Raw genomic sequence first — 26,617 nt, 5'->3', positions numbered from 1 at the left:
CGTCATCACATCCAACATCGATGCAAGCTGACTCACCGCCATCGCGAGCAAGCTCGCTCCCACAGGTTTGCGCCCTGATCAGCCTCGGATGAACGCCAGCAAGTCAGCGTTCAGTTGGTCCTTGTGGGTATCGGTCAGGCCGTGGGGCGCGCCTGGGTAAACCAGCAGCTGCGAGTTCTTGAGCAACTTGGCGGCCGCGATGCCGGCGGTTTCGATCGGCACCACCTGGTCGTCATCGCCATGGACCACCAGGGTCGGCACGTCGATGTTGCGCAGGTCTTCGGAAAGGTCGGTCTCCGAGAACGCCTTGATGCAGTCGTAGGTGTTCTTGTGGCCGGCGAGCATGCCTTGCATCCAGAACCAGTCGATCATGCCTTGGGAGACTTTGGCGCCCGGACGGTTGGCGCCGAAAAATGCGCTGGCCACATCCTTGTATAGCTGGGAACGGTCGGCCAGGGAGGCTTGGCGGAAACCGTCGAAGACTTCGATGGGCAAGCCACCAGGGTTGGCCGGGGTCCTGAGCATCAGCGGCGTGACGGCCGAGATCAGGCCGAGCTTGGCGACGCGGGCGGCGCCATGGCGACCGATGTAGCGCGCCACTTCGCCACCCCCCGTGGAGAAACCGAGCAACACCGCGTCCTTGAGGTCCAGGCGCTCGATCAGTTCGGCCAGGTCGTCGGCGTAAGTGTCCATGTCATTGCCATCCCACGGCTGGCTGGAACGCCCGTGGCCACGACGGTCGTGGGCAATCACCCGGTAGCCGTTGGACGCGAGGAACATCATCTGCGCCTCCCAACTGTCGGAGTTCAACGGCCAGCCGTGGCTGAAGACCACCGGTTGGCCAGTGCCCCAGTCCTTGTAGTAGATCTCTGTGCCGTCGCGGGTGATGAACGTGCTCATGACATGACTCCTTGAGGTGGGTGGATCGCTCAATGGTCCGGCCAGGGGAGATAGTTGCGTGAGTTAAACGTTGTTAATTTTTTCGGGACTGACGTGCTTTTGTGACGAGGGAGCTTGCGCCCGCTGGGCTCTGTAGGAGCTGGCGAAGCCTGCGATCTTTTGATCTTGATTCGCTTGAGACTCAAGTGTCTGGGGAAAGATCGCAGCCTCGCTTCGCTCGGCAGCTCCTACGAAAGCCCAGCGGGAGCTTGCTCCCTCGCCACGGGTTTGGCATTGCGCAAGGACATGGCAACACCACCCGCCGTTGCGCTTGACATAAAACCTGAGGAATATACTCGGGTACAGCCCATCTCCAGGGGACAGAACCATGAGCACGCCATGAGCCAATACCTCAGCCTGCCCGTCGAGAAGACGGTGCATTTCGGCCCCTATCGGGTCCATCCGCGCCAGCGCCTGGTGCTGGAGGGCGGGCAACCATTGCGCCTGGGTCGGCGGGCGGTGGAGATTCTGCTGGTGCTGCTCGAACACGCCGGCCAGGTGGTGAGCAAGCAGCAATTGATCGCCCGCGTCTGGCCCAAAAGCGTGGTGGAAGACACCAACCTGCGGGTTCACGTGGCGGCCCTGCGCAAGGCCTTGGGCGACGGCCAGGCTGGCCAGCGCTACATCGTCACCGTGGCGCAGCGCGGCTACAGTTTTGTCGCGCCGGTCACCAGCGAACCGCCCGAACAACTGGCCCGTATTCCCCACCCTTCCCTGGCCGGCAACCTGCCGCCGCGCCGCACCCGCGTGATCGGACGCCAGGGCCTGGTGGAAAGCCTGGTCGCCCAGTTGCCGCGAAAACGCTTTATCACCCTGGTCGGCAGTGGCGGCATCGGCAAGACCACCGTTGCCTTGCGCGTCGCCGAGCGGCTGATCGGACAATATCGCGATGGTACCCACCTGCTGGACCTGGGCTCGCTCAACGACCCGGCCATGATCGCGCCGAACCTCTGCGCCCTGCTGGAGCTGTCGCCGCAAGACGGCGCACCGCTTGAAACGATCCTGCGACCGCTCAAGGATCGCCATTTCCTGCTGGTGATTGACACCTGCGAGCATTTGATCGACGCCGTCGCCCTGCTCTGCGAGACCTTGCTGCGCGGCGCTCCTCACCTGCACATCCTGGCCACCAGCCGCGAGGGCCTGCGCGCCGAGGGCGAACATGTGCAGCGCCTTGATTCGCTGGCGCTGCCGCCACAGGGAATGGCCATCGAAGGCTACCCGGCCCTGGAATACCCGGCACTGCAACTGTTTGCCGAGAGGGCGATGGCCAGCCAGGACGACTTCGAGCTGACCGACCGTGAGGTACCGCTGGTCGTCGACATCTGCCAGCGGCTGGATGGCATTCCCTTGGCCATCGAGCTGGCGGCCGCACAAGTGGGACGCCTCGGGCTGGACGAGCTTCACCGGCAATTGCAGGACAGCGTCGCCCTGCTTGCCCATGACAATCACGCCAGCGCACCGCGCCAGCAAACACTGCGCGCCACGCTGGACTGGAGCTTCGCGCTGCTCACGGGGTGCGAGCAGACTTGCCTGCGACGGCTGGCGGTGTTCATGGGCAGCTTCAACCTGGCGTCGGCGGCAGCGGTCATCGTCGGCCAGCATGTCGCGCCCGAACAGGTGCTGGTGTCGGTCAGTCAACTGGTCGCCAAATCGCTGCTCAACGTCGAGATCGGTGACGAAGAGGTCCGCTATTGCCTGCTGGATACCACCCGCAGCTACGCCCTGGAGAAATTGATCGCGGCAGGCGAGCTCGCCGCCAGCCAGGCGCGCCACGCCGAGCGCTGCCTGACCCTCATGGAGCAGGCTGAAAAAGATTGGGAACAGACCCCGACGCGGCTGTGGATTGCGCGCTACGCGACCTACCGCGACGACATTCGCGCGGCGCTGGACCGAGGGCTGGGCCCGCACGGTTCCCACAGCGTGGCGATCCGCTTGACAGCGCGCACCCTGCCCCTCTGGCAGGAATTGTCACTCCTCAAGGAGCATGGCCTTTACGTCAACAAGGCCCGGGAACTGCTGCACGGCAGCGCCTCGCCATGCCCCAGGCTGACCCTCGCCCTGGAGCTGGCCCATGCCAGTCTCAACTACCACACCGAGGGCGGCACGCCCGCCACCGTCGCGGCGTTTGTCACGGCTCGGCGCCTCGCCCAAGCGTATCAAGACCTGGCCGGTGAACTACGGGCCCTGTCCGGGCACATGACGGTCAACCTCAGTTGCGGCCGCTATCAGCAGGCGCTCGAACAGTGCCAGGACTTCGACCGGCTGGGACTGCCGGGCGACCCGGTCATGTCGTTGAGCACCCAACGCCTGCGGGTGCTGGCGTTGCATTTCATCGGTGACCAGGGCGCGGCGCGGCACGATGCCGAGCAGGTCATCCAGCGCCTGGCCCAGAACGGTCACTTGAGCCGCTTCACTCACGGTTTCGGCGTGCAATACGAACAGAGCGTGGCGGCGCTGACGATCCTGGCGCGGATCCTCTGGCTCCAGGGGTTCCCCGAGAAAGCCCGGCGCACCGCCAACCTCGCGTTGCAGATTGCCTTGCAAATCAACCACGGCCTGTCGATCTGCTACACCCTGGCGGTGAGCGGTTGCGTGATCGCGCAGTACACCGGCGATCACTCCATCGCCCGGGAACGGCTCGATATGCTGAAACACCAGGCCCGGAAACATTCGGTGATGCTGTTCCACGGCTGGGCCTGCCACTTCGAGCGCGCGTTCGACGGCGCGCCCCTCCAGGCGTGCCCGTCCCCTACCAGTCTCATCCAGGACATGGTCGTGACGGTCCGGCCCGATACCGTCAGCCCGACCCAGATCGAACGTGCCCACAGTGGCGCGGCGGGCTGGTGCTCGGCGGAGATCCTGCGTGCCGCCGCCGAAGCCTTGCTGGCACAGGGCGGTGCGGGGGCCGAAGCGAATGCCGAGGCCCATTTGCTGGCCGCGCTGGCCGTGGCCCGGCGCCAAGGCGCGCGCGCCTGGGAGCTGCGCGGTGCCATCTCCCTGGCCCGCCTGTGGCAGCGGCAAGGTCAGGACGAGGCCGCGCATGACCTGCTCGGCCCGGTCTATCGAGGTTTTACGGAAGGGTTCGACACCCCCGATCTAACGGAAGCCGGCGTGCTGCTCCAGGCGCTGGCTCGTCGGCTCGGGTCGTGAATGGCGCAGCTGCCACGCGTTCTGGAGCACGTAGCGGCGCCGCAGCAGATGCCACTGGCCATTACGCCGCAATTTTTCCAGGGCATAGCTGCGGGTGGTGTTCAGCAGATAGAACCGAGTCCCTTCGGCCCGTTGTTCGACCATCACCAGCGATTGCCTCACCAGCCGTGACAGCAGCCAGGGCAACCGCTCCATGCCCAGGTCAGTGCAACTGATGACGGCCATCGCGGCTTTCAGGGAAAACGCCTGTTCAAACACCGCCAGTCTCTGGAACACGGTTTGTTCATCGCGACTCAAGCGCTCGAAGCTCCAGTCCAGCGCGGCCTCCAGGCTGCCGTGACGCGCCACGGCCGTGCGACGCCCGTGGCTGAGCACCGACAGACCGCCGTCCAATTGTTCCAGGACGCCAGCAATCCCCAGGACATCGACTTGGGCCGCCGCCAATTCCAGCGCCAGCGGCACGCCATCCAGGCGCCGGCAAATCTGCGCGAGCAACGCCAGGTCACGCTCCCCCGGCGTGAAGCCTTGCTGTCGAGCGCCGACGCGATCCATCAGCAACTGCACCGCCGGGCACGCCAGCACCTGGTGATCCGGGTCGCGGGGCGACGCCACCGTCAGGCCGGGCAGTTGCAGCACATTTTCCTGCGCCAGGTCGAGGATTTCACGGCTGCTCAACAACAGGGACACGCCGGGGGCCGACGCACGCAGCATCAAGGCCAACTCTCGACAAGCCCCGAGTAAATGTTCAACACCGTCGAGCACCAGCAAAACCCGGGAGGATTGCAACCGCTGCTCCAACGGCCCGTACTCCACACCGAGGGCGTGGCAGATCCGCAGCGCAATCAGGCTCGGGTCGTTGACGTCGGACAAGTCAATGAACCAGGCGCCTTGGTCGAAATGCTCCAGCAGCAACTCCGCCGCCCGCAGGACCACGGTGGTCTTGCCGACGCCGCCCGAGCCGGTGACGGTGGTCAGGGACTGGCGCGGGACTTCGACAAGCAACCGCCCCAGCACTTTGTCGCGACCGATCACCGAGCTCAGGCGCGCCGGTAGATTGTGCCGCTCGCCCTGTTCGGCGTCGGGCCCGCCGGCACTCGGCTCGACAACCAGCGACGCGGCAAAGCAGTAGCCCTGGTGGGGGTGATTGAGGATGTAGCGCTTGCCGTCCCGTCCGTCGCCGAACGTTCGCCGCAACGCCGCGATATGCACCCGCAGGTTGATCTCCTCCACCACGCTGTCAGGCCAGACGTGGGCGATGAGCGTCTGTTTGCTGACGAAGGTGCCGGCGTGCGCCACCAGCAGTTGCAGAATATCCAGGGCGCGACCGCCCAACGCCAGGGGTTGGCCGTCGCGGGTGACCAGTCGTTGCTGTCGGTGAAAGACAAACGGACCGAAGCCCACCGTCTGTTCGGTGCCAGGTTTGACGAAACTGTCCATGAGCGATCCTGCGCCAGATAACCGGTCCGGGCGTGGCGTTGCGAATCGTCGCACGCGTCTGCCCTGGCTCTTTGCGCATCCTTTCCAGAGGGTTCGCCCTTATCTTGGCAGCCGCCCGCCAGAGAACAATGCTGGCACAGGACGCATCACGGACATCACGGTGCCCTGGACGGACACCGACGGCTCAACTGAACTGCTGGCGGTACTGGACCGGGGTCAGGCCGAGCTTTTCGCTGAACAGCAGGCGCATATGGCGGACGCTGCCGAACCCGCTGCGAAAGGCCACGGTCTTGAGCGGCAAGTCGGTGGATTCGAGCAATTGGCGCGCTCGATCGATGCGCGCGCCCTGGAGGAATTCCATGGGGGTCATCTTCACTTCCCGGACGAAGAGCCGGGCGAAGTGCCTGGAACTCATGGCCGCCAACGCCGCCATGCGCTCGATGGTGAACGGCTCTTCCAAATGCTCCATCACGTAGTGCTGCACGCGGGTAACCGCCGACTCCTGGGTCGCCACCGCCGCCACCAGCGGACTGAACTGTGCCTGACCACCCTGGCGTTTCATCACCACCAGCAGCACCTTGGCCACGTCCAGCGCGATCTTTCGTCCATAGTCCTGGGCGACGATGGACAACGCCATGTCGATACCGGCTGTGACACCGCCAGAGGTGATCAGGCGCCGGTCCTGCAGGTAGATCTTGTCGGTCTCGACCAGCGCCTTGGGGAAACGCTGGATCAGGCGCTCGGTGTAATGCCAATGGGTGGTGACGCGGTGTTCGTCGAGCAGGCCCGCCTCGCCCAGCACGAAGGCACCGGTGCAGATAGAGCCGTAGCGCGTGGCCCGTAGCGCCGCGGCCCGGAGCCAGGCGTGCAAGCCGGGATGGCGATCGTTATAGGCGCCAGGACCGCCCGGCACGAGCAAGACGTCATAGGCGGCCCACGCCTGGTCGATGTGGAAATCGGCCTGGACCGTCACCCCGTTGGAGGCCCGCAACGGGCCCCGCTCGGTGCCCAGGGTCAGCAGTTGATAGTGCTGGTCGGGAGCAAGAAAACGATTGGCGATGGAAAACACTTCGAGCGGCCCGGCCATGTCGAGCAGCAGGAAATCAGGGAACAGCACCATTGCAACGGTTTTCATGGGAAAGACGCCAAAATCGAGAAGAACATGCCGGACCCTGTGGGAGCGAGCTTGCTCGCGATAGCGTCCTTCCAGTGGCATCCATGCACCTGACACGCCGCTATCGCGAGCAAGCTCGCTCCCACAAGGATCATCGGCTGGCATTATGACGAAGCCAAGCGCCCGCTGCGAGATTGTCCACTCAGGCCGGACAGTATTTCGCCATTGAGCCGCTTATTGAATAAGTCGATTACCATTAATCTTCTTCTGAACCCGGCGAACGGCCACGGCCAACGCCCACAGAACCAGGAGAATCTTCATGCTCACTCTTCGCAAAGCGTCAGATCGCGGCATCGCTCGTCATGGCTGGCTGACCTCGTTCCACACCTTTTCCTTTGCCAGCTACCGCGACCTCAACCAACAAGGTTTTTCCGACCTGCTGGTCATCAACGATGACCGGGTTGCCGCCGCCAAAGGCTTCGGCCAGCACCCGCACCGGGACATGGAGATCTTTTCCTACGTGCTCGAAGGCGCGCTGGAGCACAAGGACACCTTGGGCACCGGCTCGGTCATTCGCCCGGGCGACGTGCAACTGATGAGTGCCGGCAGTGGCGTCGCGCACAGTGAGTTCAACCACAGTGCCGACGAGCCGGTGCACTTCCTGCAAATCTGGATCGTGCCCAATGTCGTCGGCGCCACGCCGCGCTACCAGCAGGAGCACTTCAGCCCCGAACAGAAACGCGGTCGCCTGCAACTGATCATTTCTCCGGACGGCGCCGAGGGATCGCTTCACGTTCGCCAGGACGCACGGGTGTATGCCGGGCTGTTCGACGGCCAGGAAAGCGCCACGCTGGCATTGGCCGCCGATCGCTACGCCTATGTCCATGTGGCCCGGGGCAGCGTCGAACTCAATGGCGTGCGGTTGCAGGAAGGCGATGGCGTGCGGGTGCGCCAGGAACAGGCGCTGACACTGGGCAATGGCCAGGATGCCGAGGTGCTGGTGTTTGACCTGCGGCCACAGGAACTGCCGCAAATGCCATGAAGCATCCTTTAACCCCTGTGGGAGCGAGCTTGCTCGCGATAGCGGAGGGTCAGCCCCATGAGTATCGGCTGACCTGACGCCATCGCGAGCAAGCTCGCTCCCACAATGGGTCCTTCATAATAGGTCTTCCATAGTGGAGCTTTGACATTGAATGGGTGGCCGCTCCGGCGCGTTATTCGTTTTCCTGGGCAAACGCCCCGACGATCTCATCGATCACCGCCCGCACCCGCGCCGTGTGGCGCAGGTCTGCGTGCGTCACCAACCAGACCTCGTACGGCAGCGGTCGCGTGCGTTCCGGCCACAGGCGCACCAAGCCATCACGCTCGCCCATGTACACCGGGATTTCCCCGACACCGATACCCGCCGCAATCGACCGCCGCACCAGCAGGCTTGAACTCAGGCTGGCAACGATCCGCCCCCGGCTGACCGGCTCGGCGACCAGGGTGAACTCCTTCTGCCCTTGCAAGTACGGCTGATAGACCACCAGGTCATGGCCTTCGAATGCGCTACCGGGCGTCGGCTCCCCGTGGGCGGCTACATAATCGCGCGAAGCAAAAAGCCCCACCGGCCAACGGGCGATCCGCCGGGCGATCAGGTCAGGATTGTCTGGCCGGGTGTTGCGCACGGCGATGTCCGCTTCGCGCTTGACCAGGCTGATGATCTGCGTGGAGGCGTCCAGTTGCACGCGCACATCGGGGTGCCGTTGATGCAGGCGGGCAATGGCCGGGATCAGGAAATCGATCGCCAGCGAATCGGTCGTGGCCACGCGCACGTTGCCGATCAAGCGATCGTCCAGGCCCTGGATCCGTCGCTCCAGCTCCAGCGCCGATTGCTCCATTTTTTCCACGGACTTGAGCGCGGCTTCGCCCATTGCCGTCAAGGCATAACCGTCGGGGGTCCGCAGGAACAGCGCCGCGCTCAGGGATTTCTCCAGCGCCACGATACGCCGCCCGACAGTGGCCTGGTCCACCCCCAATACCCGTGCGGCGCCACGCAAGGTCGACTCTCGACAGACCGCCAGGAACACCCGTGCGTCATCCCAATTCATCCATCCTCCGGTGATGCATAACTGCATCGCTGTGCCGCGTAATCGCTGCATAAACGCAACAACGATAGCCGATATGCTGGGCGCCATAAACCTCTCACGGGATCGCCATCATGCGTACATCATCCGCAGCGCTCGACTCACCTCCAAGCGGCATCTGGCTGCCAATATTCGCCGGTCTTTGCGCCAGCCTCGTCAGTATCGGCTTGGCGCGATTCGCCTATACCCCCTTGATTCCATCGCTGATCGAGGCGCATTGGTTCAGCGCGGGCGACGTGGTCTACCTCGGCGCGGCCAACCTCGTCGGATACCTGATCGGCGCCCTGCTCGGTCGGCCCATGGCTCGGCGACTGCCCCATAAAAACGCGCTGCGGTTGATGATGCTGGCGGTGACCGCTGCGTTTTTCGCCTGCGCCTTTCCACTGTCGGTGACGTGGTATTTCGCCTGGCGGCTGCTGTCGGGAATTGCCGGTGGCGCGATCATGGTGCTGGTGGCCGCGACCGTGCTGCCCCATGTACCCGCCGCGCGCAGAGGGTTGGCCAGCGGCGCGATTTTCCTCGGGATCGGGCTGGGTATCGCGGGCTCAGGGACGATCGTGCCACCCTTGTTGAGCCTGGGCCTTGAGGCCACTTGGCTGGGGCTCGGCGTGCTGTCGCTGGTGCTGACCGGGCTGAGCTGGTTCGGTTGGCCGCAGGATCTGCCCCACGTGGCCGCCGCGAAACACAGCACGCCGGAAGACACCACGCCCCGAGCCGTCTATCTGTTGTTCGCCCAATACGCTTTCATGGCGGCCGGGTTGGTACCGGCGATGGTGTTCCTGGTGGATTACGTGACCCGTGGCCTGAAGGCCGGTGCGCATGTCGGTGCGCTGGTCTGGGTGATGTACGGCGTCGGCGCGATTATCGGGCCCGTGAGCTATGGCTTTCTCGCGGATCATCTGGGCGCGCGCCGAAGCATTCGCCTGGTGCTCGCCGTGCAGGCCGTTGCCCTGGGTTTGCTGGCAGTTTCGCAGACGTTCCTGGCACTGGCGGTTCTGGCGGTGCTGATCGGTTCGTTTCCGCCGGGTATCGTGCCGCTGGCCCTGGCGCGGGTGCATGAACTGGTGCCAAACCATCACCGCCAACAGGTGGCCTGGAGCCGTGCAACCGTGTCATTCGCCACGTTCCAGGCGGTCGCCGGTTTCGCCTATTCCGCGCTGTTCAACGCCAGTGGCGGGCACCATGCGTTGCTCTTCCTGATTTCCGCTGGCGCGGTTGTCATTGCCTTTTTGTTCGACTACATTCCTCGCATTGCGGTGTCTGACACAAAAGCTTAAAGTTCCGCAAATTCGTCGGAGTCCGACCAGCGGTCAGCATTGCCATCATATTGCAATGTTGACTCGCTCCGACAAGCCAAGCAAAATGATTTCACTTGGCCATCATCCTCTGTCGTAGGTCCTTTCACGGAAGAAAAGAATGAAAAGGGTTATTTCTCTGGTCGCTGTCCTCGCGGCTTGCCCAGCGACAGCAGACGTACAGCAGATCCAGTACAGCTACGATGATTCGAATGCCGAGTACGCCATCGTCTCGTTCGTCGAAACGGGTTCGGCTGTGCAGGCAACGGTACGAAGAACCGGTGCCTATTTCACGAATTACACCAGGCTCGAACTTGATTGCGCCAACCGGAATGTCCGTCACATGGGCATGTACAACAGCGTCGAAGGTGTTGAAAAAGCCGAGTTCGACCAGATGCAAGGCCGGATCATAGACGGTTCGATCGCCGACGAAGTGGGCAAGGTGCTGTGCAAGGGCACGACCTTGACCGCCTCGCAGACAGAAGAATTGCCGACCGAAGATTTATTGGACGACAAGAGCTGAATCTAATCGCTGGCCTTCAACGCTACCATTCGTAGCCGCGAAGGCGATTGCAGAACGAGTTCCTGAAGCTCTCGGACATTGGATGTCCCGCAGTTGATTGGCAAGGCCTTGCGGCTCGCCAATCAACTGCTCGAAGACTTCTTTTATTTCTGCCCAGACAGAAAAAAAGCCAACCTGACCGATCGCTTGAACACCCGCCTTGATCGGCGGGCGGGGAATCTTGATGCACGCTAGAAAGCTATTCGAATTGCTGATGTCATCGCTGGGCTACGTCTTGATCTCACTGCTTTGGTTCGTCTACGCCGTCCCGGGGATGATCGAACTGGATTCCGACTTTTCCCTCATAGCCGCCGCTTTTGGCTCCATCATCTGGCTGTGTGCCACGGGCTGTATCGTCCTGTACGTCGTCCAGCGGATGCGCACGGCCTGATACGGCTCATTGCGATACGTGTTTTCGCCCGAACGCCGAGCGGTAGCTGCCGGGCGGAACACCAAAAAAATCCCGGAAACGTCGCTGGAAATGCGGGGAGCTGACAAAGCCCGTGGCAACGGCGATTTCCGTGACTGATCGATTGGTCTGCTGGATGAGCTGGCGCGCACGGGTCAGGCGCAGTTCCAGGTAATACCGCGTCGGGGTCGCCCCGAGAAACCGGCAGAACCGCCGCTCCAGTTGACGCTTGGACACCTTGACGCACGCCGCCAGCTCATCGATCGTCAACGGCTCCTCGACGTTCTGCCACATCAGTTCCAGTGCCAGCTTGAGACTTTGCGGCAGCGTCGGGTCCGTCTCGACGAAGATCGGCGGCAGGTCGCTGGCGTCGTCGCCCGACTCGTCGCAGCGCAGGATCTCCTCGATCGCCCCCACCAGCGCTTCCCCACCCGTGCGGCGAATCAACTGCAGCATCATGCGCAGCGAACTGTTGGCGCCCGCGCAACTGACGCGCTCGCGATCCACCACATAAGCGCGGCTGGAGACCTTCACAAGGGGGAACATTTCGGCCATGGTCGCGCGACTTTCCGGATGGACCGCGCATTCGAAGCCGTCCAGCAGATTCGCGTCAGCGACAAAAAACACGCCGTTCCACAACCCGCCCAACAAGGCGCCAGAGGTTGCGTTGGCGCGCAGTTTGCGCCGCAGCAACGGCGAGCCTTGCAGCTTGACGCGAAAGCCGCCGGCGACAATCAGCACGTCCAGGTTGTCCGGCAGTTGCGCCAGCTCGGCATCGGCCGAAATGACGATGCCCAGGTCACTCGTCACCTGCCCGCCCGACGCGCCGACCGTCAACACTTCATAAAGCGGCATGTCGCTCATCAGGTTCGCGGTGACCAGCGCGTCCACCGCGCCGGTAAAGGACATCATCGAAAAATTGTCCATCAATACAAACGCGACACGGACCGGCGCCTGGCCGGGCGACGCAGCGCCCTGGGGCCGATAGGCCATGTTCTTGTTCTTGAGTACGCTTTCGAATGCGCTTGGCATGGGGCCTCGGGAGACAGGAAGGCGATCTGGACCGGAGCCGGGCACACGGCCCGAACCCTGCCATCTTCCCGATTAACCACCCAAGCGACCATCGCCTGCGCGACATCACTGTCAGCGATAACGACCTCCGACAAATGGCAGTCTCAAGGGAATACGACCTTGGTCGATAGCCTATGGGTAGGCATGGGCGCTTTCCCTTCCAGAGTTCGCAACGCTCACCGCTAATGTTTCCGCCGTTCCAACACCGATAAATACCTGCGGGAGAAGTCATGAATATCAAACAGAAGCTGACATGGGCGTTCGCGGCCATTGCCTGCGTGCCGGTGATCCTGGTGGCGGTGCTCGTGGTATTGAACCTGCGCGATGCGGCACAAGCCAACTTCCTGGACAGCAGCGGTCGCGAGATCCGCCAGATCGACAACGGCATGAAGCAGTTTTTCGACGGCATCATGCAAAACGTCGAATTCTTCGCCAAGGATCCGCGGATCGTCGCAGCCAAGGACCTCAAGAACTATTCCAGCGCTGACGCTGCGCAAATTCCGCTGACCGAGAACAACAAACAACTCCTGGCGATTTTCGATCAGTTCGCCAAGAGCCACCCGACCACCGCCTACCTTTCCCTGGGCCTGGCGGACGGCGGCTACGCCAGTTGGCCGGATGATCCGAAGATTTCCAACTACGATCCGCGCGTACGCCCTTGGTACAAGGCCGCCATCGCCGCGCCGGGCACCACCGTGAAGACCGACGCCTATTACTGGGCGCCGGACGACGTGTCGTTGATCGGCATCGTGCACACCGTCACCGATGCCGCCGGCAAACTGGTGGGCGTGGTGGGCCTGGACGTGTCGCTCAAACAACTGACTGAGCTGGTCAAGAACATCAAGCTCGGTGACAGCGGTTACCTGATGTTGGTGGAAGCCAGCGGCAACGTGCTGGTGGACCCCGCCGATGCCAAGCACAACTTCAAGCCGCTGGCCGATCTCGGCCCGAACTACGCCGCACTGGCCAAGAGCAGCGATGGCGCCACCCAGATCGAGATCGATGGCGTGCCGTACATGGCCAACATCGTCACCTCCAAGAGCCTGGGCTGGCGCTTCATTGGCCTGATCAAGCGCGACGAAGTGATGGCCGGTGCCTCGAGCATGACCTGGCTGATCGCCGTTATTGCCGCCGCCCTGGCCGTGGTCTTCGCAATCGTCGGCGCGAGCTTCGCCAGCGTTATCGTCCGGCCGATTCGTGGCGTTGCCAACGGCCTGCAGGAAATCGCCGAAGGCGAAGGCGACCTCACCCGTCAGCTGGCCGTGCAAGGCAAGGACGAAACCGCCACCCTGGCAAGCTGGTTCAACCAGTTCCTGGGCATGATCGCGCAGTTGGTCCAACGCATCGGCAGCGCCTCCTCCGACCTGCAGAATGCCGCCGCCGATACCCGCGATGTCGCCCAGAACATGAACGAAGCCGCCGGACGCCAGCGCCAGGCCGTGGAACTGGTGAGTACCGCGTTCAACGAAATGGTCGCCACCGCCAACGAAGTCGCGCGCTCCTGCAGCCAGGCCGCCGTCAGCGCCGACACCGGTTATCGCGACGTTCACGACGGCCAGCACCACATCGGCGAAGCCACCGGCAGCGTGTTGAAGCTGAGTGAGGAATTGCAGCAGTCGACCCAGACCATGCAGGCGCTGGAGCAGGACAGCAAGAACATCAACACGATCCTGGACACCATTCGCTCGATTGCCGAGCAGACCAACCTGCTCGCGCTCAACGCGGCCATCGAAGCCGCCCGTGCCGGTGACCAGGGCCGCGGCTTCGCCGTGGTGGCCGACGAGGTACGCGCCTTGGCGCGGCGTACCGCCGACTCCACCGGCGAGATCGACAGCCTGCTCGGCAACCTCGCCCGACGCACCCAGGAAGTGACGCACCAGATGCAGAACAGCCTGCAGGTGTCGCACACCAGCGTCGAGCGCATCCAGCAGGCCCGCGACAGCTTCGACAAGATCCGCACGTCGGTGGACTCGATTCGCGACCAGAACACCCAGATCGCCACCGCTGCGGAGCAACAGCACCAAGTGGCCGAAGACATCAACCGGCACATCGCCCAGATTCATTCCGATGCGCAACTGGTCGAGGAATTCGCCCACACGGCACAGACCGGTTCGAGCCGTTTGACGGATATTTCCGGGCAGCTCAAGGGCTTGGTGGGGCGCTTCAAGTTCTGAACCGGACTTAGGCTCTGTACGAAATGTATCCGCACTCGCCCATACTGCGTTGAAACGGGGCTCGGAATGCTCATGTACTCCAGTACACTGCGCTTCCTCGCCCCGTTTCGCCTTGTCTGGCCTTCGCGCAAACACATTTCGTACAGAGCCTAGGTCCCGCTAAAAATCAAATGTGGGAGCGAGCCCGCTCGCGAAGACCGTGTCACAGTCGACGAAGCATATAGACTGTGCCGGCCTCTTCGCGAGCAGGCTCGCTCCCACAAATGGTTTTGTGTTACACGTCCGGGGCAAGCTCAACCAACAGGACAGGCTCCATGCTCCACAAGCAACTGATCAGACGCCTGGACCTCATCACGCTTCAGCTGTTCGTCGGCGTCCATGAAGAAGGCACCTTGACCCGCGCGGCATCGAGGGAGGCGATTGCGGTGTCGGCGGCCAGCAAACGCTTGATGGAGCTTGAGGAAGTGCTGGGCGTCGCGCTGTTTTCGCGTACCGCAAAGGGCATGTCCCTGACCGCCGCCGGCGAAACATTGCTGCACCACGCGCGGCGCATGCTGGCCGAGGTGGAGAAAGTCGGCATCGAAGTCGGCGAGCATCTCCAGGGGCTCAGGGGCTACGTGCGCATGCTTGCCAATCTCTCGGCCATCATCCAATTCCTGCCTGAAGACCTGCACAGCTTCGTGTCCACCCACCTGCGGGTGAAAGTCGACCTGGAGGAGCGCCCCAGCACCGGTGTGGTCGAAGGGATCATCGACGGTGTGGCCGACCTGGGCATCTGCACGATGGACAGTGACACCAAGGACCTGTCCAGCGTGCCTTACCGCCACGACCGCCTGGCCGTGGTCATGCGCCCTGACCATCCATTGGCCGGCCGGGCCCAGGTGGCCTTTTCGGAAACCTTGCCATACGACCATATCGGCCTGCACGCCGCGAGCTCGATCAACAGCCGCGTCCACGCCGCCGCCAACGCCCTCGGCGAATCCTTGCGCGTGCGCATCCATGTGCCGGGGTTCGACGCGGTGTGTCGGATGGTGCAGGCGAACATGGGCATCGGCGTCCTGCCGTACAAGGCCTACGAACTGTTCGGGCAAGGCCTTGGATTGACGGTCGTGCCGCTCACCGATGATTGGTCCCATCGAACCCTGCTGCTGGTGGTTCGCGAGCGCGACGCCCTGTCCCCCGTGAGCCGGTTGTTGTTCGACCACCTTCAGCTCAGCGAATGATCCAACGCCGCGTTCGCGAAACGCGAACGCCCCTTTCCAACACAAGGTTGGAATCCGCCTCGGGTCAGCCCCTAGTCTTGGCACAAATTCCAAGAAACACGAGGCTGCACCATGACTGCTCTTAGCGGAATCCGCGTCATCGAGATCGGGACACTCATCGCCGCCCCTTTTGCCGCGCGCTTGATGGCTGAATTTGGTGCCGAGGTGATCAAGATCGAAAGCCTTGGCCAAGGCGATCCACTTCGCAAGTGGCGAAAGCTGCATGAAGGCACCTCGCTCTGGTGGTACCTGCAGTCACGCAACAAAAAATCCCTGGCACTCAATCTCAAACCCGCCGAAGGCATCGCGATCGTCAAGCAACTGGCGGAAAGCGCCGATGTGCTGATCGAGAATCTTCGCCCTGGTGCATTGGAAAAACTCGGGCTGGGTTGGGACGTGCTGCATGCGCTCAATCCCAAGCTGACCCTCGTGCGGATCTCCGGTTATGGGCAGACCGGCCCTTACCGCGACCGCCCGGGATTCGGTGCGATTGGCGAGGCCATGGGCGGGGTTCGCTACACCACCGGCGACCCGCAATCGCCGCCCGCGCGCATGGGCGTCAGCCTCGGCGATTCGCTGGCCTCGATGCATGCGGTCATGGGCGCGCTGATGTCGTTGTTGCGGGTCAAGACCGGCCAGGGCGACGGCCAGGTCGTCGACGTTTCCCTCGTCGAAAGCGTGTTCAACGTGATGGAAAGCCTCGTGCCGGAATACGCCATGCTCGGCCATGTCCGCGAACGCAGCGGCGGCGCCTTGCCGGGCATCGCGCCGTCCAATACCTACCCGACGGCGGACGGTGGCTACGTCGTCATCGCCGGCAACAGCGACCCCATCTTCAAGCGCCTGATGATCGCCATTGGGCGACCCGACCTGGGCGAAAATCCGGCATTCGCCCATAACGACGGACGGGTCGCGGAATGCGAACAGCTCGATCGCGCCATCAGCGAGTGGAGCACCAGGCTGCCCATCGATGAGGTCCTCGACACGTTGGAAAAAGCCGAGGTGCCGGCGGGGCGAATCTACTCCGTGGAGGACATCGTCAGCGACCCGCACTACCAGGCGCGCGACATGATCCTGGATGCGCAGCTTCCTGGCGGTGCCGCGGTAAAGATGCCCGGGATTGTCCCCAAGCTGTCGGCCACACCGGGCACCGTCAATTGGCAAGGACCGAGCCTGGGGCAACACACCCAAGCCGTCCTGGGCGAACTGGGCCTGGACGAAAGCGCCATCCAACGCCTAAAAAATGAAGGGGTCGTGCAATGATCACCGACTACTCGCAACGCCTCATCGTCCAGGAAGTCTCGCCCCGTGATGGCCTGCAGATCGAGCCGACCTGGGTCGAAACGGCGGACAAGGTCGAACTTATCGATCAGTTGTCCCTGGCCGGTTTCACGCGAATTGAAGCAGGATCCTTCGTGTCGCCCAAGGCCATTCCCGCGCTGCGCGATGGCGAGCACGTGTTCCAGGGCATCACGCGGCGCCCCGGCGTCATTTATGTCGCGCTGATCCCCAACCTCAAGGGTGCACAACGGGCACTCCACGCCGAGGCTGACGAACTGAACCTGGTGCTGTCAGCGAGCCAGAGCCACAACCTGGCCAACATGCGCATGACCCGCGAGCAGTCCCTGGCCGCCTTCGCCGACGTGGTTTCGCTGGTGAGCAACAGCGGCGTCAGCCTCAACGGCTCGGTAGCGACGACCTTTGGCTGCCCGTTCGAAGGGCCGGTCGATGAAGACGTGGTCATGCGCCTGGTCGATGCCTACCAAACGTTCGGCATGCAGGGCGTGACCTTGGCCGATACCACCGGCATGGCCAACCCACGCCAGGTCTACCGACTGGTACGCCGGGTGCTGGAACGACTTCCCGCCAGTGCCTTGACGTTGCACTTCCACAACACCCGAGGCCTGGGCCTGTGCAACGTGCTGGCAGCCTACGAGGCCGGGGCCCGGCGTTTCGACGCCTCGCTCGGTGGACTGGGAGGCTGCCCTTTCGCCCCGGGTGCCTCAGGAAATATCTGCACCGAAGACCTGGTGAATCTCTGCGAAGAAATCGGCATCGACACCGGAATCGACCTGCCCCACTTGCTGAAACTGTCCCGCACCCTGCCCTCGCTTCTCGGGCACGAGATGCCTGGGCAAGTGGCCAAGGCGGGACGAAATCGTGACCTTCATCCGCTGCCTCCTGGCATCGACTGACACACAACGAGGCGACTCGGGTCGCCAGCCAGACAACAAAAACAAAAGGGTTCCCCTAGGGAAACTCGCCTGGAGAAAAACTCATGTCCGTATCCGTAACCTCACAGGGCGACGGCGTCGCCACCGTGGCCAACGATGAAAAAGCCTTGATCGCAAAAGTGGCGTGGCGCCTGATGCCCTTGATCATGGTCTGCTACCTGTTTGCGTTCTTCGACCGCATCAACATCAGCTTCGCCAAGTTCCAACTGCAAGCCGACCTGAGCCTGAGTGACACCGCCTACGGCCTGGGCGCCGGACTGTTCGTGGTCGGCTATGTGCTGTTCGAAGTACCGAGCAACATGATGCTCTACAAGGTCGGCGCCCGTCGCTGGATCGCTCGCATCATGATGTCCTGGGGTATCGCGACGGCGCTGATGGTATTCGTCACCGCCGAGTGGCAGTTCTACGTGCTGCGCTTCATCATCGGCGCCATGGAAGCAGGCTTCGCCCCGGGCGTGTTGTACTACCTGACGCTGTGGTTTCCACAGAACTACCGCGGGCGCATCACCTCCACGCTGTTCCTGGCCTCAGCCTTTGCCGGGTTGATCGGCGCACCGGTGTCCGGCCTCGTCCTGGGTCATATGGACGGCGTCCTGCAGATGCGCGGCTGGCACTGGTTGTTCCTGCTCGGTGGCATTCCCTGCGTGGGCCTGGGCCTGGTCGTACTGTTCACCCTCAAGGACCGCGTCACGGACGCCAAATGGCTGACCGATGCCGAGAAAACCTACCTGGCCAGTCGTATCGCCAGCCAGGAACCCCACAAGCATGGCGGCTCATTGATGACGGCCCTGAAATTGCCGGGCTTCCTGATGCTGGGCCTGATCTACTTCCTCATCCAGGTCGCCTCGTACGGGCTCAATTTCTGGGCACCACAACTCATCCGCAGCGCCGGCACCGAAAGCCCGACCGTCATTGGCCTGCTCACCGCGGTGCCTTATGTCTGCGGCGCCATCAGCATGATTGTGATCGGGCGCTGGTCCGACGCCACCGGGGAGCGGCGCAAATTCGTCTGCGGCCTGGTGCTTGCCGGCGCGATCGGTTTCTTCAGCGCCGGCATCTTTGCGAGCCACACGCTGCTGCTGACCATTTCCTTGGCGTTGCTCGGCAGCGGCATCATCGCCTCGATCCCGGCCTTCTGGGCACTTCCTCCCAAGCTGCTCGCAGGTGCAGGAGCCGGCGCCGCGGGAGGGATCGCGCTGATCAATACCCTGGGGCAGTTCGGCGGCATCGTCAGCCCGGTGATGGTGGGCTACATCAAGGACATGTCCGGCAGCACCACGCCAGCGCTGTATGTCATCGGCGGCACCTGCATCCTGGCCGGGGCCTTGCTGATGTGGGGCTTGCCGCAGTCGTTGAGGACGCTGGACAAGAATCAGTAGCGACCTTTCGAGCCAAGGACGGCTCGCCTGCCCGTTCGCTACCCTTTTGCCTTGATCGCATACATCCCGCCGGCAATCACCAGGCAGGCGCCCACGACGGTCCAGGTGTCGGGTAGCTCGCCGAAGACCAACAGGCCAATCAGCGTGGCGAACACCAGAAGAGAATAGTTGAACGGTTGAAGCGTGGCCGCCGTTGCAACCTTCAGTGCCTGGAGCAATAACAGCTGGGCCACCACGCCGGTCATGGAGAGCACCGCTATCAGGCCCCATTGCGCCGGGCTCGGCGCTACCCAACCCGGAAGGCCCAACAAGGTGATCGCTACCGCGCCAAAAAAACCCATGTGAAGCATATTCGTGGCGAACGAGTCCTGCCGGCTGATACGTCGGGTCAGCACACTGAAAATCGCGAAACCCAGCGCAGACAACAGCGGAATCAGCGCAGCCAGTTCGAAGACGCCGGAGCCGGGACGAAGGATAACCAGCGTCCCCGTGAAGCCAATGGCGGCGGCAATCCATCGACGCACACCAATGAACTCGCCTAGAAACACCCCCGCCAATGCCAATGTCATCAAGGGGAACACCGCATACAGGGCGTGCATTTCCGCCAGCCCCAGATAGCGCAGCCCGAGTCCGAACAAGGCGCTTTCACCGACCCCGATGAGCGCACGAATGACCTGCTGGTAAGGATGGTGGCTTCGGCACGCGGTCCGCAGGTTTCCCTGATAGACGCTATAACCGACGGCAAAAGCCAGGAACACCCAATAGCGCACCATGACCAGTTGAGCGATCGGGAGGTCTTTGACCAGTACCTTGGTGACGCCATCCTGGGCTGCAAAGATCAGCATGGACAGAAGGCACAGGAGAATGCCGAACTGGGGCCTGGGAACGTCGTAAGCATGTGCCGCGCTGTCCAACTGATTGCTCATAGATCATTCCATATGCAGGGCAATGCTTCACTTAGGAAAAACGACGGCCCCCGTGGCGAGGGAGCTTGCTCCCGCTCGGCTGCGAAGCAGCCGTAAATCCGGCGAATGCGGTACAGCTAAAGCTCCGCATTCGTCAGTTCCGGCGCCGCTTCGCCCGAAGCGTCGGACCGTCCCAGCGGGAGCAAGCGCCCTCGCCACAGGTGTCTAGACGACCTTAAGTGATCGGGTAATCAACCCACCGATTTAAGTGGAATCTGGGCCTGGAGGCGCGCCAGCATGGTTTCGCAGTACCAATCGTCAAACTGGCATACACCATTTTCCGCAATGTCCGAAAAGGGTCCCGGCTCGTAGGTCGGTGAGGTCACACCTGCCTGCGTGCCTTCTACCAGGCGACGGTCTTGATCGTTGGTGGCCAGCCAAACCTTCGTCAGCCGATCGATCTCGTAGTCCACACCTTCAACAGCGGTATTGGGCACCAGCCATTTGGTGGTCACAAGCGTTTCGCCTGGTCCGATCGGGAGTACCCGGAAGCTCAAGGCGTGATCGCCGAGAAAGTGGTTCCAGGTAGACGGATAGTTAAAGTAGAGCAGCGCGCCAATATCCGGCTCGCCGCTTTTATCCAGGCGCCCCGCCACAGCCGGTTTACCGTCCATGGTGTAACTCACGGCACCTGCGGAAAGTGGAATGCGTGTCATACGAAAACGGCCATTCGGGTCCATGACCAGCTTGCTGGGCATTCCCGCGATTTCGCAGCGATTCCAGTGCGCAGTCAGTTCGGGATCATCTTCGCCCCCGACGCCTGCCACCGAAAGGTTCTCGACAAAAGAGTTCATCAACTCGGGATGCGTGCCGTCGCAGTGGAAACACTCGCGGTTGTTTTCAAACACGAGCTTCCAGTTACCCTTTTCGATGAGGTTGGACTCGAAAGCCACCTTGCAGTTATCCAGGAAATGCGGAGCGATGAAAGGACTTACAGAATCCCTGAAACTGTCGAATTCCGGCGCCTCGTCAGCGACGCAAACATAAATGTAGGTATGAACAATCTCACAATGAACAGGTTTCAGGTTGTATTGGGACCTGTCGAAATCGGCCCCCATATTACTGGCAAACAAAAGATTGCCATCCAGTTCGAACGTCCACTTATGATAAGGACAGACCAGTTTCGCCACTTTGCCCTGGGCGTGCTCGCAAACTTTGGAACCCCGATGACGACAAGCATTGTGAAAAGCGCGGACCTCGCCACTTTTATCCCTGATGATCAAGACGGGATAATCGCCGATCTGCAACGTCAAGTATTGCCCGGGTTTTTCAAGCTCAAAAGTATGCCCGGCAAAAATCCAATCCTTGTGCCAGATCTGCTCAAGATCCTGACGAAAAACCTCAGGTTCAATATAGAGTTCACGGGGAAGCGCGTGGCGCGCCTTACGTTTTTGAATCAGGTCGATCACGGATGCCTTGGTATTCATTATTATCCTCTACACATCAACCTGACGGTTAATGGCAAGTACGCCTGGAAAACGGTGTCATGGCCAACGGATCCTGCGCGCAGAATCGTCCAACGCAGCCGCTGAACAAGTATTTTTAGCCATGTTTAACACCAAGGGTACGGCAGCCTGTCCAGTCGACAAAACTACATTTTCGTCGTTCAACTGATAACTTAGCGTTATGACCCTGCGAATCCAGACGATACCCAGCCGACAATCACTACCGACCGAGAAACTTAGAGGCAGCGGGAAATTTATACGCTCCACCTGGAAAACTTCGAAAGGATCCAGTCCCGTACTCTGCGGCAGGCATCTTCGTATTCACTCCTTTCATTGCAGGCCACGTAATGAAGACTGTTTCGAAGCGTCACCTGATGCTCGACGGGTCGAACGAGCTGGCCTCTCTCGACCATCGCGCCGACCAGCTGGTTCCAGCCCAGTGCAACGCCTTGATGGGTCAGGACCATGTTCATGATCAGGTTGTAGTCGTTGGCATGAAAAATAGGCGGACAGTCGGCAGGACGCTCATCGATATCCACGTTCAGAAAAGCCAGCCACACCCCCCAGTCCACATGCTCGGCCACCCCCGACCGTCCATAGGGGCTTAGATTGAGTAGTAAAGAATCACGCACCCCTTCAAGGGAGGTCAGTTCGGGATGCGCGTCCAGAAACGCGGGAGAGCAGACAGGATAAATAATATCGTGGCACAACTGATAACTTTTATACCCGTCTCCAACCTTGCGAATTTTTGAAATGATGATGTCCGGCTCTACACCAGGCTCCATATTCACAAAATTCTGCGTGGTTATCAGGTTGAACTCAATATCCGGGTTAGTTGCACGAAACTCTGGAAGATGCTCGGACAGCCATAATGCCGAGAAGGCCGGTGAACAACAAACCGTCAGGATATGTTTCTGCGTCGGCGCGGTACGAATCCTTTCGGCCGCCTGCGCGATATTAACGAACGACAGTTGTGCCGCCTCAAAAAAGATCTTTCCCTCGGCGGTTAGTTCTACCGTGCGCCCGGCACGCATGAACAGTTGAGCGCCCAATGAGTCCTCAAGCTCTCGAATCTGCCGACTGATCGCGGCTTGCGATACGCACAGCGCCTCCGCAGCCCGTGTGAAGCTTTCATATTTAGCGGCGGCGACAAATGCCCTGACAGCCCGGAGGGAAGGCATTCTAAGCAGCAATGTATCGGGGTCAACGTGTCTGCTGAGCATGGCGAGCCTTCATCCTCCTATCATCCGCGAAAGCGCCGGAGCGTAACTCAATAGCCTAGACCAGGCCATACCAAAGCGTCGTGATTGGGCCAAGGCAGTCGTTTCGGCAGGTCTCGATAACGTTAGGTTATCCATAAAGCCCTGTAAATGTTGTTGGATTAAAGATCGGGATACTTATAGATTGAGAAAAAGCCCGACCCTAGGGGCAAACAATAAAAACAGGTACATGTCATGCGCAGGTTCATCTTCTATTACTGCCCGCCTAATTTAACAACGCCCGAATTCAATTCGATTTCGCGCGCTTGTAGCGTTACACGCAAAGGAGGGACGCAATGACGAGTCCAGACGAAATCATTTCCGTTAAGAACGTCTTTAAAATATTTGGTGCACAACCCGACGCGGCGATGAAAATGGTCGCCGCCGGGGCAAGCAAAAAAGAAGTCTTTGAGAAAACAGGTCAAGTGATCGGTGTTTTCGACGCCAGTTTTGCTGTCAAGCGTGGCGAAATCTTTGTGATCATGGGGCTCTCTGGTTCGGGCAAGTCGACGATGGTGCGCTTGTTCAATCGCCTCATCGAGCCCACGTCAGGCAGCATTTATCTGAATGGTCGGGAAATTACCGGGTTGGCTGATAAAGCCCTTCTCGATGTCCGCCGCAAAGAAATGGGCATGGTGTTCCAGTCCTTTGCCTTGATGCCCCACATGAGTGTCCTGGAAAACACCGCCTTCGGCCTGGAAATTTCCGGTATCGGTGAAAAGGAACGCCATAGCCGCGCCAGGGAAGCCCTCAGCCAGGTCGGTCTTGCCGGACAGGAGCACAGTTATCCGCACCAACTTTCCGGCGGCATGCAACAACGCGTGGGCCTGGCCCGTGCGCTTGCGAACGACCCGACCATCCTGCTGATGGACGAAGCCTTTTCCGCCCTGGACCCGCTTATCCGCAGCGAGATGCAGGGAGAGCTCATTCGCCTCCAGGCCGAGCAGAAGCGGACCATCATCTTCATTTCCCACGACATCGAGGAAGCCGTCCGCATCGGTCACCGCATCGCGATCATGGAAGGCGGCCAGGTGGTACAGATCGGCACGCCTCAAGAGCTGATCAGTCAACCGGCCAATGACTATGTCCGCACGTTCTTCAAAGGCTTCGACAGCTCCCGAATCCTGAAGGCAGGCGACGTGGCCAGGCTTGACCCGGAATGGGTGCGCAAGCTGAACGGCCAAGCGCCACAGTTCAAGGCCGGCCTACCGTTTGGTTACTTGATCGATGAAGGCGGGCAACTGCTCGGGGTCGTGGATATCGATACCAGCGGCGCGGGTGGCAGCACGCATTACACCCAGCACCAACAGCATCCCGTATTTACCGATACCCCTCTGCACGAAGTGCTGGAGATCGCAGCCAACCTGCCCTACCCGGTCCCTGTACTCGACCGTTCGGGCGCGCTCACCGGGACCCTGTCAAAGAGCGAGTTACTGCAAACGCTGAGCCGCCATTGATACAGCCGCGCCCCTCTACGCCGGCGCGTCCCTGACCTGAAGTACCTGCGGCTTTCATAACGCCGCTGCGGTGATGATGAAGAGGTAAGCCCTGATGTCCGAGTTCAGTTTTCTCGATCCGTTTCAAGTCGTCACTATTCCATTGGGTGATTGGGTGGAAAGCACCCTCAACTTCCTGGTGCACAACTTCCGCGATGTGTTCCGTGCCATCCGCTGGCCGATTGACCAAGTACTCAACGGTGTCGAATACACACTGCAGAGCATCCCACCCAGCATTGGGATCATTCTGTCTTCATTACTGGGATGGCAGCTCGCCGGCAAACGCATGGCGTTACTGTGCTTTGTGACGCTCACGCTGCTGGGTCTGATCGGTGTCTGGTCCGAGTCGATGACCACGCTGGCGCTGGTACTGACTTCAGTCTTCTTTTGCGCCTTGCTAGGCATCCCCCTGGGTATTCTCTGCGCCCGCAGCGACAACCTGGAAAGGATCTTGCGGCCCGTACTCGACGCCATGCAGACATTGCCGGCGTTCGTTTACCTTGTCCCTGTCGTCATGCTCTTCGGCATCGGCAACGTGCCGGGCATCCTGGTGACCATTGTCTTCGCCCTCCCCCCGCTGGTGCGCCTGACAAACCTGGGCATCCGCCAGGTACCGGAAGACAAGATAGAAGCGGCCCGCGCGTTTGGCTGCACGCCTCGGCAGATGTTGACCCGCGTCCAGTTGCCACTGGCGACCCCCACCATCATGGCGGGACTCAACCAGACCCTGATGCTCTCGCTGTCGATGGTGGTCATCGCGTCGATGATCTCGGTGGGCGGCCTTGGGCAGATGGTCCTGCGCGGCATCGGTCGCCTGGACATGGGCTTGGCCACGGTCGGCGGAACTGGCCTGGTGCTGCTCGCCATCTTCCTTGACCGCTTGACCCAAGCCATGGGCGCGCGCACCGGAGCCGACCCGAGCCTGCGCTGGTATCACACCGGTCCCGTAGGTCTGCTGCTGCGCCTGTTCGGCGCAAGACAACCTGCGGGGCGAAGCAAGACCGCTTGAACCCTCCTCTCCAAATCTGCCGCTCTCGAAGATAAAAACCCAAAAAAGGTACGCGATAATGTCTGAGTTCAAGCTTTCCCGCAGCATTCTCAATTGCGCTACAGCCCTCGCCATAGCAGCGATGTCGCTTTGCGCAAACGCCTCGGCCAACCAACCGGGCGACGGTGTAAAGATCACCCCCATCTTCCCTTCCATCGCTGAGGAACGATTCCGCGGTGAAGTGGCAATGGAAGGTCTTCGAGAGCTGGGTTACAAGGTGCAGGACCCCAAGGAGACCGAGTACGGCGTCATGATGATGGCGCTGAGTAGCGGTGACGCGGACTTTACGGTGCACTTGTGGGACAAATTGCACGATAAGTTCTACCAGCAGGCCGGGGGCGACAAGACCATGGTCAAGGCGGGCGACATCATGCCCGGCGTACTCCAAGGTTATTTGATCGACAAGAAGACCGCCGACGCCCATGGCATCAAATACATCACTGACCTGAAAAAACCGGAAATCGCCAAGCTGTTCGACACCAACGGCGACGGCAAGGCGGACCTGACGGGATGCAATCCTGGCTGGGGCTGCGAGCTGGTCATCGCGCACCACATGAAGGCCTACGGCCTCGAAAAAACGGTCACCGTCAACCAGGGTTCTTATTTCGCACTGATGGCGGACACCATCACTCGGTATAAGGAAGGGCAGCCGATTCTCTACTTCACCTGGGTCCCACAATGGATCGCCACTGTCTTGGTCGAAGACAAGGATGTGGTCTGGCTGGAAGTACCGAAAACCGACTTGCCTGATGGCAACAATACGGTCGACACAATGTACAAGGGCAAGAACCTCGGCTTTGCGGTAGACAAAGTCCAGGCCGTGTTGAACAAAGACTTCGCCGAGAAAAACCCGGCGGCCTTGAAGTTCCTTTCGGTGATGCAAATTACTACGGCCGACGAAAGTGCCCAGAACTTGAAAATGCAACAGGGCGAGAAAAAGCCAGCTGATATCCAACGTCACGCCAAGGAGTGGGTAGCCGCCCATCGGCAGCAATTTGATGCTTGGTTGCAAACCGCTCGCGCGGCGGCGACACAAGCTAAAAATTAATGTGGATAAGAGGCGGGACGAGTCGATGGCTCCCCGCCTCTTTAATGGCGTTCCGCTCCACGTAGAATTCAACTCGTGAACAACCCACTGAAAGCCTCCGTTCCGATTACTTATAACGGAGGGTTATCTTTTTTCGCTATTAAATGTTGTTGGATATCAAGCAACCACCCGAATAGATTTGGCCATGGCCCTACCGCCAATTGA

General features: G+C 61.0%; 21 protein-coding genes and 1 pseudogene. 14 read left to right on the top strand and 8 right to left on the bottom strand.

The genetic code is table 11. The features are described 5' to 3' along the window. Positions 1-78 precede the first annotated feature (78 nt). Positions 79-900: an alpha/beta fold hydrolase gene (locus M8Q45_RS07685; RefSeq protein WP_249874192.1), complete on the bottom strand. Its 822-nt coding sequence runs from the start codon at positions 898-900 to the stop codon at positions 79-81. Positions 901-1,278: 378 nt separating this feature from the next. On the opposite strand from M8Q45_RS07685, the gene M8Q45_RS07680 reads away from it, so the two are divergent. Then, the gene (locus tag M8Q45_RS07680; protein WP_249874191.1) at positions 1,279-4,089 is read left to right on the top strand and encodes an ATP-binding protein; all 2,811 of its coding nucleotides are present in this window, start codon (positions 1,279-1,281) and stop codon (positions 4,087-4,089) included. Here the strand turns inward: M8Q45_RS07680 and M8Q45_RS07675 are convergent. Together M8Q45_RS07675 and M8Q45_RS07670 are read right to left on the bottom strand one after the other, a co-directional pair. Then, positions 4,036-5,526, bottom strand: coding sequence for an ATP-binding protein (locus tag M8Q45_RS07675; RefSeq protein ID WP_249874190.1), 1,491 nt, complete (start codon positions 5,524-5,526; stop codon positions 4,036-4,038). The genes M8Q45_RS07680 and M8Q45_RS07675 overlap by 54 nt on opposite strands. Positions 5,527-5,710: 184 nt before the next feature. Continuing rightward, positions 5,711-6,661 carry a GlxA family transcriptional regulator gene (locus M8Q45_RS07670; RefSeq protein ID WP_249874189.1) on the bottom strand — a complete coding sequence of 317 codons (951 nt, stop codon included), beginning with the start codon at positions 6,659-6,661 and terminating at the stop codon, positions 5,711-5,713. Between the two features lie 298 nt (positions 6,662-6,959). Here M8Q45_RS07670 and M8Q45_RS07665 point away from each other — a divergent pair, with 298 nt between their 5' ends. Next, positions 6,960-7,682: a pirin family protein gene (locus M8Q45_RS07665; RefSeq protein WP_249874188.1), complete on the top strand. Its 723-nt coding sequence runs from the start codon at positions 6,960-6,962 to the stop codon at positions 7,680-7,682. Between the two features lie 172 nt (positions 7,683-7,854). Here M8Q45_RS07665 and M8Q45_RS07660 read toward each other — a convergent pair whose 3' ends face one another. Next, positions 7,855-8,730: a LysR family transcriptional regulator gene (locus tag M8Q45_RS07660; protein WP_249874187.1), complete on the bottom strand. Its 876-nt coding sequence runs from the start codon at positions 8,728-8,730 to the stop codon at positions 7,855-7,857. Positions 8,731-8,840: 110 nt separating this feature from the next. Between M8Q45_RS07660 and M8Q45_RS07655 the strand changes: the two genes are divergently transcribed. The 3 genes from M8Q45_RS07655 to M8Q45_RS07645 all read left to right on the top strand — a co-directional run bounded on the left by M8Q45_RS07655 (position 8,841) and on the right by M8Q45_RS07645 (position 11,014). After that, positions 8,841-10,043 (top strand): YbfB/YjiJ family MFS transporter, encoded by a 1,203-nt coding sequence (locus tag M8Q45_RS07655; protein ID WP_249874186.1) that lies wholly within the window; start codon positions 8,841-8,843, stop codon positions 10,041-10,043. A gap of 139 nt (positions 10,044-10,182) precedes the next feature. After that, positions 10,183-10,584 carry a hypothetical protein gene (locus M8Q45_RS07650; RefSeq protein WP_249874185.1) on the top strand — a complete coding sequence of 134 codons (402 nt, stop codon included), beginning with the start codon at positions 10,183-10,185 and terminating at the stop codon, positions 10,582-10,584. A gap of 223 nt (positions 10,585-10,807) precedes the next feature. After that, positions 10,808-11,014, top strand: coding sequence for a hypothetical protein (locus M8Q45_RS07645; protein WP_249874184.1), 207 nt, complete (start codon positions 10,808-10,810; stop codon positions 11,012-11,014). Positions 11,015-11,020: 6 nt separating this feature from the next. On the opposite strand, the gene M8Q45_RS07640 is transcribed toward M8Q45_RS07645, so the two are convergent. Further along, positions 11,021-12,064 (bottom strand): GlxA family transcriptional regulator, encoded by a 1,044-nt coding sequence (locus M8Q45_RS07640; RefSeq protein WP_249874183.1) that lies wholly within the window; start codon positions 12,062-12,064, stop codon positions 11,021-11,023. A 269-nt stretch (positions 12,065-12,333) separates the two neighbouring features. Between M8Q45_RS07640 and M8Q45_RS28560 the strand changes: the two are divergent. The 6 genes and pseudogenes from M8Q45_RS28560 to M8Q45_RS07615 all read left to right on the top strand — a co-directional run. Further along, positions 12,334-13,416: pseudogene (locus M8Q45_RS28560) on the top strand (HAMP domain-containing protein); the annotation flags it as partial. A 6-nt stretch (positions 13,417-13,422) separates the two neighbouring features. Beyond that, complete coding sequence (locus M8Q45_RS28555) at positions 13,423-14,277, top strand: methyl-accepting chemotaxis protein (RefSeq protein WP_502940543.1); 855 nt, start codon at positions 13,423-13,425, stop codon at positions 14,275-14,277. A 314-nt stretch (positions 14,278-14,591) separates the two neighbouring features. Continuing rightward, positions 14,592-15,500: a LysR family transcriptional regulator gene (locus M8Q45_RS07630; protein ID WP_249874181.1), complete on the top strand. Its 909-nt coding sequence runs from the start codon at positions 14,592-14,594 to the stop codon at positions 15,498-15,500. 111 nt (positions 15,501-15,611) lie between these two features. Next, the gene (locus tag M8Q45_RS07625; protein ID WP_249874180.1) at positions 15,612-16,802 is read left to right on the top strand and encodes a CaiB/BaiF CoA transferase family protein; all 1,191 of its coding nucleotides are present in this window, start codon (positions 15,612-15,614) and stop codon (positions 16,800-16,802) included. Then, positions 16,799-17,734 carry a hydroxymethylglutaryl-CoA lyase gene (locus tag M8Q45_RS07620; RefSeq protein WP_249874179.1) on the top strand — a complete coding sequence of 312 codons (936 nt, stop codon included), beginning with the start codon at positions 16,799-16,801 and terminating at the stop codon, positions 17,732-17,734. The genes M8Q45_RS07625 and M8Q45_RS07620 overlap by 4 nt, the downstream gene beginning before the upstream one ends. Before the next feature lie 83 nt (positions 17,735-17,817). Next, positions 17,818-19,152 (top strand): MFS transporter, encoded by a 1,335-nt coding sequence (locus M8Q45_RS07615; RefSeq protein ID WP_249874178.1) that lies wholly within the window; start codon positions 17,818-17,820, stop codon positions 19,150-19,152. A 38-nt stretch (positions 19,153-19,190) separates the two neighbouring features. Here M8Q45_RS07615 and M8Q45_RS07610 read toward each other — a convergent pair whose 3' ends face one another. The 3 genes from M8Q45_RS07610 to M8Q45_RS07600 form a co-directional block, all read right to left on the bottom strand. Further along, a complete protein-coding gene (locus tag M8Q45_RS07610) occupies positions 19,191-20,078 on the bottom strand; it encodes a DMT family transporter (protein WP_249874177.1) in 888 nt (295 codons plus the stop codon). Between the two features lie 230 nt (positions 20,079-20,308). Further along, positions 20,309-21,544, bottom strand: a complete 1,236-nt coding sequence (locus M8Q45_RS07605) for an aromatic ring-hydroxylating oxygenase subunit alpha (RefSeq protein WP_249874176.1) — start codon at positions 21,542-21,544, stop codon at positions 20,309-20,311. A gap of 272 nt (positions 21,545-21,816) precedes the next feature. After that, the gene (locus tag M8Q45_RS07600; RefSeq protein ID WP_249874175.1) at positions 21,817-22,785 is read right to left on the bottom strand and encodes a LysR family transcriptional regulator; all 969 of its coding nucleotides are present in this window, start codon (positions 22,783-22,785) and stop codon (positions 21,817-21,819) included. 332 nt (positions 22,786-23,117) lie between these two features. Between M8Q45_RS07600 and proV the strand changes: the two genes are divergently transcribed. The 3 genes from proV to proX all read left to right on the top strand — a co-directional run bounded on the left by proV (position 23,118) and on the right by proX (position 26,413). Beyond that, positions 23,118-24,278 (top strand): glycine betaine/L-proline ABC transporter ATP-binding protein ProV, encoded by a 1,161-nt coding sequence (proV, locus tag M8Q45_RS07595; RefSeq protein WP_249874174.1) that lies wholly within the window; start codon positions 23,118-23,120, stop codon positions 24,276-24,278. 94 nt (positions 24,279-24,372) lie between these two features. Further along, entirely contained in the window at positions 24,373-25,326 is a 954-nt protein-coding gene (gene proW / locus M8Q45_RS07590) for a glycine betaine/L-proline ABC transporter permease ProW (protein ID WP_249874173.1), read from the top strand. 58 nt (positions 25,327-25,384) lie between these two features. After that, on the top strand, positions 25,385-26,413 hold the full coding sequence (gene proX, locus M8Q45_RS07585) for a glycine betaine/L-proline ABC transporter substrate-binding protein ProX (RefSeq protein WP_249874172.1): 1,029 nt from the start codon (positions 25,385-25,387) through the stop codon (positions 26,411-26,413). Positions 26,414-26,617 lie beyond the last annotated feature (204 nt).

It is taken from the genome of Pseudomonas sp. T1.Ur, assembly GCF_023516725.1.
GTDB classification, from domain to species: Bacteria; Pseudomonadota; Gammaproteobacteria; order Pseudomonadales; family Pseudomonadaceae; genus Aquipseudomonas; species Aquipseudomonas alvandae.
Note: the sequence above shows the minus strand (reverse complement) of the source record. Positions and strands in the feature narration are given on the sequence as shown.

Excerpts from the sequence above, each read along its gene's own strand:
- M8Q45_RS07685 (WP_249874192.1), bottom strand. The coding sequence starts at position 900 with ATGAGCACGTTCATCACCCGCGACGGCACAGAGATCTACTACAAGGAC.
- M8Q45_RS07680 (WP_249874191.1), top strand. The coding sequence starts at position 1,279 with ATGAGCCAATACCTCAGCCTGCCCGTCGAGAAGACGGTGCATTTCGGC.
- M8Q45_RS07675 (WP_249874190.1), bottom strand. The coding sequence starts at position 5,526 with ATGGACAGTTTCGTCAAACCTGGCACCGAACAGACGGTGGGCTTCGGT.
- M8Q45_RS07670 (WP_249874189.1), bottom strand. The coding sequence starts at position 6,661 with ATGAAAACCGTTGCAATGGTGCTGTTCCCTGATTTCCTGCTGCTCGAC.
- M8Q45_RS07665 (WP_249874188.1), top strand. The coding sequence starts at position 6,960 with ATGCTCACTCTTCGCAAAGCGTCAGATCGCGGCATCGCTCGTCATGGC.
- M8Q45_RS07660 (WP_249874187.1), bottom strand. The coding sequence starts at position 8,730 with ATGAATTGGGATGACGCACGGGTGTTCCTGGCGGTCTGTCGAGAGTCG.
- M8Q45_RS07655 (WP_249874186.1), top strand. The coding sequence starts at position 8,841 with ATGCGTACATCATCCGCAGCGCTCGACTCACCTCCAAGCGGCATCTGG.
- M8Q45_RS07650 (WP_249874185.1), top strand. The coding sequence starts at position 10,183 with ATGAAAAGGGTTATTTCTCTGGTCGCTGTCCTCGCGGCTTGCCCAGCG.
- M8Q45_RS07645 (WP_249874184.1), top strand. The coding sequence starts at position 10,808 with ATGCACGCTAGAAAGCTATTCGAATTGCTGATGTCATCGCTGGGCTAC.
- M8Q45_RS07640 (WP_249874183.1), bottom strand. The coding sequence starts at position 12,064 with ATGCCAAGCGCATTCGAAAGCGTACTCAAGAACAAGAACATGGCCTAT.
- M8Q45_RS28555 (WP_502940543.1), top strand. The coding sequence starts at position 13,423 with ATGATCGCGCAGTTGGTCCAACGCATCGGCAGCGCCTCCTCCGACCTG.
- M8Q45_RS07630 (WP_249874181.1), top strand. The coding sequence starts at position 14,592 with ATGCTCCACAAGCAACTGATCAGACGCCTGGACCTCATCACGCTTCAG.
- M8Q45_RS07625 (WP_249874180.1), top strand. The coding sequence starts at position 15,612 with ATGACTGCTCTTAGCGGAATCCGCGTCATCGAGATCGGGACACTCATC.
- M8Q45_RS07620 (WP_249874179.1), top strand. The coding sequence starts at position 16,799 with ATGATCACCGACTACTCGCAACGCCTCATCGTCCAGGAAGTCTCGCCC.
- M8Q45_RS07615 (WP_249874178.1), top strand. The coding sequence starts at position 17,818 with ATGTCCGTATCCGTAACCTCACAGGGCGACGGCGTCGCCACCGTGGCC.
- M8Q45_RS07610 (WP_249874177.1), bottom strand. The coding sequence starts at position 20,078 with ATGAGCAATCAGTTGGACAGCGCGGCACATGCTTACGACGTTCCCAGG.
- M8Q45_RS07605 (WP_249874176.1), bottom strand. The coding sequence starts at position 21,544 with ATGAATACCAAGGCATCCGTGATCGACCTGATTCAAAAACGTAAGGCG.
- M8Q45_RS07600 (WP_249874175.1), bottom strand. The coding sequence starts at position 22,785 with ATGCTCAGCAGACACGTTGACCCCGATACATTGCTGCTTAGAATGCCT.
- proV (WP_249874174.1), top strand. The coding sequence starts at position 23,118 with ATGACGAGTCCAGACGAAATCATTTCCGTTAAGAACGTCTTTAAAATA.
- proW (WP_249874173.1), top strand. The coding sequence starts at position 24,373 with ATGTCCGAGTTCAGTTTTCTCGATCCGTTTCAAGTCGTCACTATTCCA.
- proX (WP_249874172.1), top strand. The coding sequence starts at position 25,385 with ATGTCTGAGTTCAAGCTTTCCCGCAGCATTCTCAATTGCGCTACAGCC.